4 protein-coding genes are annotated in these 6,318 nt (G+C 71.7%); all 4 read left to right on the top strand.

Going from position 1 to position 6,318, the window contains the following annotated elements; genetic code table 11:
- Nucleotides 1-218: 218 nt before the first annotated feature.
- The 4 genes from ACFYR3_RS38450 to ACFYR3_RS38465 all read left to right on the top strand — a co-directional run bounded on the left by ACFYR3_RS38450 (nt 219) and on the right by ACFYR3_RS38465 (nt 5,702).
- On the top strand, nt 219-2,300 hold the full coding sequence (locus tag ACFYR3_RS38450) for a tetratricopeptide repeat protein (RefSeq protein WP_355853614.1): 2,082 nt from the start codon (nt 219-221) through the stop codon (nt 2,298-2,300).
- A gap of 171 nt (nt 2,301-2,471) precedes the next feature.
- A complete protein-coding gene (gene ald, locus ACFYR3_RS38455; RefSeq protein WP_355853655.1) occupies nt 2,472-3,587 on the top strand; it encodes an alanine dehydrogenase in 1,116 nt (371 codons plus the stop codon).
- Nucleotides 3,588-4,011: 424 nt separating this feature from the next.
- Nucleotides 4,012-5,139, top strand: coding sequence for a ParA family protein (locus ACFYR3_RS38460; protein WP_328556353.1), 1,128 nt, complete (start codon nt 4,012-4,014; stop codon nt 5,137-5,139).
- Nucleotides 5,124-5,702, top strand: a complete 579-nt coding sequence (locus ACFYR3_RS38465; protein ID WP_356786071.1) for a hypothetical protein — start codon at nt 5,124-5,126, stop codon at nt 5,700-5,702. The genes ACFYR3_RS38460 and ACFYR3_RS38465 overlap by 16 nt, the downstream gene beginning before the upstream one ends.
- Nucleotides 5,703-6,318 lie beyond the last annotated feature (616 nt).

Consider the following 6,318-nt stretch of genomic DNA (forward strand, 5'->3'; position numbering starts at 1 on the left):
GTGTTCCGTTCCGGAGCGCCGCCGCCGTTCCGCTGCCCCGCCCCGGACGGGCCGTATGCACCCGTCCGGGGGCACCGGTCCTACGATCGCCTGATCCGATCGGGGGACGTCTCCGCCGCGCTCCGCCCGGATCGTCGCAGAGCGTGAACTAGGCTCTGGAAACGCCCGAACCGGAGTCCCGGCGGGCTTGCGCGTGCAGTGGAACGGGAGCGTGGCCCGTGGCGGATCAGGCGGTGGACGACGGCGGCACCAAGGTGTCGGCCAAGGGGCAGCGCCCGGCTGCCGGGTCCGCTCCTACGAAGAGTCAGTTCCTGGGCCGTACAAGAGAGTTGAAGGAACTCCGGGCGGACATCGAGCGGGCGGGCCTCGACACCATCGCCGGCCGCAAGGCCCCGCGGGCGCGGGTGCTGCTCATCGCGGGCAAGCCCGGTTCCGGCCGCACCGCGCTCGCCGCTCAGCTCGCCGCGCAGGTCGCCGAGAGTTACCCCGACGGCGTACTGCGCGCCCGGCTCACCGAACCCGACGGCACGCCGGTGCCCACCGAGGCCACCGCACGGGAACTGCTCACCGCCCTCGGACTGTCCACGCCCCCCGGAGCCGACGCCGACGACCTCGGCGAGCGCTTGCGCGAGGCCCTCGCCATCCGCCGGGCGGTGCTCCTGCTCGACGACGCGGCCGACGCCGGACAGGTCGACGCGCTGCTGCCCGACTCCCCGGACTGCCTGGTCATCGCCGTCTCCGGCGGGCCGCTGACCGGAATCGCGGACGTCCGCCCCTGCACCCTCGGCGGCCTGGACACCAAGTCCGCCCTCGAACTCCTCGACCACTTCACCGGCTCGGTGCGCATCACCGTCGACCCGCTCGCCGCCGAAGGGCTGGTCGAACTGTGCGCGGGCCAGCCCACCGCACTGGTGCTGGCCGGCGCGTGGCTCGCCGCGCGCCCCGCCTCCGCCGTCGCCGACCTCGCCAAGCAACTGCGCACCGAGGGCGAGGACGGCACCCCGCAGGCCCGCGTCTTCCGGCTCTCGTACGCCTCCCTGCCGAGCACCTCGGCGCGGATACTGCGACTGCTCTCGCTGGCCCCCGCGGGCCTCGTGGACCCGCACACCGCCTCCGCGCTGGCCGGCTGCTCGGTCCAGGCGGCACACACCTCGCTGGACGAATTCGTCGCCCTCGGCCTGCTGCGGGCGATCCCCGCGCCGCTGCCGCAGTACGAGGTCCCGGGCTGCTTCCAGCCGCTGCTCCGGGCACTCGTCGACAGCCATGACCGGCCCGCCGAGGTGCAGCTGGCCCGCGCCCGGATGCTGGAGCGGACCGTACGGCTCCTGGTGTCCTGCCGCGCAATCACCGAGACCGACAGCTCGCCCGCCCGCGAGAAGCTCGCCGGAATGCCGCGTGCCCTGCGCTTCTCCAGCCCCCGGGCGGCGGAGGACTGGCTGCGCGTCCGGCAGCCCGCGCTGCTCGCCTCGGCCCGGCTGGCGGTCGCCGACGGGGAGCTGGACACCCTCGCCCGGCGGCTGATGGCCGCCCTGGTGCGGGCGATGGTCGTCCATTTCGGCACCCGGGCCGCGGCGTCCGAGCTGTACGGCATCCACCGGCTCGTCCTGGATGTGGCCGAACGCCGGAACCTGCCCCGCGAAAAGGCCGCGGCCCTGCTCAATCTGGCCGACCTGGACGCGCAGACCGGCCGCAGGACCCACGCCCTCGCCCGCTACCGCGCCGCTCTCGACGCCGGACGCGAGGCGAACGACCCGTACGCGACCGGCCGCGCGATGGAATCCGTAGGCGGTGCCCACCAGGAGCTCGGGGACTTCGACCGGGCCGCCGACTGGTACGGCAGGGCGCTCGCCCAGCGGCTCGCGCGGGACGAGCGCGTGGACGCCGCCCGGCTGTACGGACGCATCGCCACCGCGCACACCTACGCGGGTCGCTACGGCGAGGCGCAGGTCAACTGGCGCGCCGCGGTCGCCGGGCACCGCAAGAACGGTGATGTCGCCTCCCAGGCAAGGGCGTTGAGCGAGATGGCGCGCGTCCAGGAGTACGCGGGACGGCCCGAGGAGTCGCTGCGCACCTGCCAGGAGGCCGTCGAGTGGGCGCGCCGCGCGGACGACGTACGCCTGCAGGCCGCGTTGCAGCTCAGGCTGGCCGACACCCTGGACCGGCTCGGCGACCCGGCGGCCGCCCGGCTGCACCGCGCGGCGGCCGAGCGCATGCTGGGAGATGAGCTCCCGGAGAGCGCATCCGACATGGAACACGACGCTAACGCCTACGAAATCCGCAGTGCATCCGCTAAAGATTGATGCATTGAAAGGCTAGACAGAGAGAACCCCTTCATTAGACTGGCTCCGCCGCGTTCTTCCGTGGTGTCTCCCGGTGTGCTCCCGTACGTCGGGTATGACATGCATTGCCTGGCTTGCATCGCCTCGGCACGCATAGCCCCAGAGCCCTCTGAGTCAAGGACCGTGATCGACGTGAAGGTCGGCATCCCCCGCGAGGTCAAGAACAACGAGTTCCGGGTGGCCATCACCCCCGCCGGCGTGCACGAGCTCGTGCGCCACGGCCACCAGGTCTTCGTCGAGCAGAACGCCGGTGTCGGCTCCTCGATCACGGACGAGGAGTACGTCTTCGCCGGTGCGCAGATCCTGCCCACCGCCGACGAGGTCTGGGCCACCGCCGACCTGCTGCTGAAGGTCAAGGAGCCCATCGCGGAGGAGTACCACCGCCTCCGCAAGGACCAGACGCTCTTCACCTACCTGCACCTGGCCGCGTCCAAGGAGTGCACGGACGCCCTCCTGGAGTCCGGCACGACGGCGATCGCGTACGAGACCGTCGAGCTGCCGAGCCGCGCGCTGCCGCTGCTCGCCCCGATGTCCGAGGTCGCGGGCCGGCTCGCCCCGCAGGTCGGCGCCTACCACCTGATGCGCGCCAACGGCGGCCGCGGTGTCCTGCCCGGCGGTGTCCCGGGCGTGCTGCCGGCCAAGGCTGTCGTGATCGGCGGCGGTGTCTCCGGCTGGAACGCCGCGCAGATCGCCATCGGCATGGGCTTCGAGGTGACGCTGCTCGACCGCGACATCAACAAGCTGCGTGAGGCCGACAAGATCTTCGGCACGAAGGTCAAGGCCGTCATGTCCAACTCCTTCGAGCTGGAGAAGGCCTGCCTCGAGGCCGACCTCGTGATCGGTGCCGTGCTGATCCCCGGTGCCAAGGCGCCGAAGCTGGTCACCAACGAGCTCGTCTCCCGGATGAAGCCGGGGAGTGTCCTTGTCGACATCGCGATCGATCAGGGCGGCTGTTTCGAGGACTCGCGTCCCACCACGCACGCCGAGCCGACCTTCCCGGTCCACAACTCGGTCTTCTACTGCGTCGCCAACATGCCCGGCGCGGTGCCCAACACCTCGACGTACGCACTGACCAATGCCACGCTGCCCTACATCGTCGAGCTCGCCAACCGCGGCTGGGTCGAGGCGCTGCGCCGTGACAACGCGCTGGCCAAGGGTCTCAACACCCATGACGGCAAGGTTGTTTACCGCGAGGTCGCCGAGTCCCACGGGCTGGAGCACGTCGAGCTGGAGAGCCTGCTCGGCTGAGTTTCCCGGCGGCTTCCGGAGTCGACATTGCGGCCGACTCCGGGCCGACAAAAGGCGATACGTCAACACGGGTCGTCAACACCGCGCACCCGGCCGGACCTTGCCCGACAAGGTCCGGCCGGGTGTGTGTCGGGTCACTTTGCGACACTCGTTCAACTCGCCACGAACGTAACTCTTCAACCGATTCGCACACCGGTGAAACCTGCCGTGCGACGGCCTTACGCCCTTGACAGAGGGGTGTTCGGTTGCCGACACATCGGGTCGGGTCCGGCGGATTGTGTTGCTGCGGAGCGGTGACACGCCATAGAGTCGCCAACCGTCGGCATGGTGCCACGCTGACCTATCGAGAAGTTTCCTGGTCACCAAGGAGGTAAGACGACTTGTGAATGAGTCGACATTTACTCCCGGGGGTGGTCAACCAGGAATGCCGGCGCGGGGCCAGAGCCCCACGGGGCTCGAGGCTGTCGGCTCCGTCGCTGTCCGCACCTTCGCAGCCCATCAGAGTCCCCGGATGACTCAGACAGCACACCCGAGCATGGATGGCCATCACGTGAACGCCATGGCCGGCAACGGAAGTGGCGAGAACCACACCCACTTCGCCGACTACGACGAACTGCCCGAGGGGCACTTCTACGACCCCGACGCCGAGTACGAGCCCGATCCGGAGTACGCGGCCACGCTCGCGCCCGACGCGGCCCGTCAGCGCCGTGAGCGCATCGGCCCGACCGGGCGCCCGCTGCCCTACTTCCCGATCCCGGGTCCGCTGACCAGTCACGGCCCCGCGACGATCATCGCGATGTGCAACCAGAAGGGCGGCGTGGGCAAGACCACGTCGACCATCAACCTGGGGGCCGCGCTCGCGGAGTACGGACGCCGGGTGCTGCTCGTCGACTTCGACCCGCAGGGCGCGCTGTCCGTGGGCCTCGGTGTCAACCCGATGGAGCTCGACCTCACCGTCTACAACCTGCTCATGGAGCGGGGCATGGCGGCCGACGAGGTGCTCCTGAAGACGGCGGTCCCGAACATGGACCTGCTGCCCAGCAACATCGACCTGTCCGCCGCCGAAGTGCAGCTGGTGAGCGAGGTCGCCCGCGAGTCCACGCTGCAGCGCGCCCTGAAGCCGCTGCTGGCCGACTACGACTACATCGTGATCGACTGTCAGCCCTCGCTCGGCCTGCTCACCGTGAACGCCCTGACGGCGGCCCACAAGGTGATCGTGCCGCTGGAGTGCGAGTTCTTCGCGCTGCGCGGTGTCGCACTGCTCACCGAGACGATCGAGAAGGTCCAGGAACGGCTCAACCCCGATCTGGAGCTCGACGGCATCCTCGCCACGATGTACGACTCCCGCACGGTGCACAGCCGTGAGGTGCTCGCGCGCGTCGTCGAGGCCTTCGACGATCACGTCTACCACACCGTGATCGGCCGGACCGTCCGCTTCCCGGAGACCACGGTCGCCGGTGAGCCGATCACCACGTACGCCTCCAACTCCGTCGGTGCCGCCGCCTATCGCCAGCTCGCCAGGGAGGTGCTCGCCCGGTGTCACGCCGAGTGAGTCTGCCGGGGGCCGACGAACTGTTCCGTACCACCGGGGGCATGGCGCTCCAGTCGTCCTCCCCCAACCGTCGGACCAACGGCGAGGCCCGGGTGCCGGCTCCGGCCGGCGAGAGCGACGCGGCGGTCGGGGAGGACGCGCCCCAGTCGGTGCCCGTCCAGGGCGGTGACGGGGAGGGCGACGAACATGTCGCCGCCGGCGCCGAGTCGTCCGACGCGGGGGAGTCCCGCAGCCGGGGCGGCGCCCCGGACCGCTCGGGGCGGCGTCAGCCGGCGCAGGAAGGTTCTGCCGCCCCTTCCACGTCCGTGCAGTCGTCCCGCAAGCGGGGCCGCGGCGCGAACCGCCGGCCCAGCGGGCGGGAGCGGCACGACGAGAAGATCACCGTGTACGTGTCCGCCGAGGAGCTGATGGACCTCGAACACGCGCGCCTGGTGCTCCGCGGGGAACACGGCCTCGCCGTCGACCGCGGGCGGATCGTCCGCGAGGCGGTCGCCGTGGTCCTCGCCGATCTGGAATCCCGCGGGGACGCGAGCATTCTCGTACGACGGCTGCGTGGGCGGTAGCGGTAGCCTTCGACGGCTATGACCTCGAACGTCCCGCCCCCGTCCGCCGCCTCCGGCGGCCGTCGGCGTGCGCTGGGGCGTGGTCCGGGGACCGCGCCGGCCCCCGTCGAGGCACCGCCCGGTCCGTCCGACCCGTCCGTCGAACCGTCGAAGGCCCCCGCCGAGACGCCTGACAGGCCCCGAGAGGGCGCCGAGAGGCCCGGAGGTCCCGAGACACCGCCCGAGCCGGCCGGGACGCCTGAAGGCGGCACTGAGCCGTCCGCAAGGCCCGCGGGGCCGGCCGGGCGATCAGTGGCGGCCGGCGAGGTGACCGAGGCGCCCCCGGCACCCCCGAGGCCCACCGAGCCGCGAGACAGGCCCACCGAGCCGCCCGGGACGCCTCGAGAGGGCGCCGAGCCGCCCGCGGCGCCCGAGCCGCAGCCCGAGCCCTCCGAGGCGCCCGGAGGCGGCCCTGAGCCGTTCGCACGGCCCGGGATGCGGGAGGAGCCCACCGAGCCGCCCGGGACGCCTCGAGAGGGCGTCGAGCCGCCCGCGGCGCCCGAGCCGCAGCCCGAGCCCTCCGAGGCGCCCGGAGGCGGCCCTGAGCCGTTCGCACGGCCCGGGATGCGGGAGGAGC

The sequence above is a fragment of the Streptomyces sp. NPDC005784 genome, from assembly GCF_042871525.1.
GTDB lineage: Bacteria > Actinomycetota > Actinomycetes > Streptomycetales > Streptomycetaceae > Streptomyces.